Source organism: Microbacterium sp. GbtcB4 (assembly GCF_019091465.1).
In the GTDB taxonomy this organism is placed as follows: domain Bacteria; phylum Actinomycetota; class Actinomycetes; order Actinomycetales; family Microbacteriaceae; genus Microbacterium; species Microbacterium paraoxydans.
On sequence record NZ_JAGXJJ010000385.1, the window covers coordinates 1 to 245 of the forward strand.

Annotated in this window: 1 pseudogene; it reads left to right on the forward strand. The window is 72.2% G+C overall.

The features are described 5' to 3' along the window. Window positions 1-245: pseudogene (locus KVS71_RS18240) on the forward strand (serine/threonine-protein phosphatase); the annotation flags it as partial.

Genomic DNA, 245 nt, shown 5'->3' on the forward strand with positions numbered 1-245 from the left:
GGGGCGCACGGCCGACAACCTCCTCAAGCAGGCCCTCGACGGCGGGCCCCCCGACAACGTCACGAACGTGATCGTCGATGTGGGCGGACAGCACCCCGACCATTCCGGCACCGCCACGATCGTCGGCGCGGCATCGAACCCGTCGGGTGTCCACGTGCCGCCTGTGCGGGCCCCGCCGAGCAACTGGCTGCACCCGGTCCGCCAGGCTGCGAACGAACCCAGCCACTTCGAGCCGGCACCCGCGT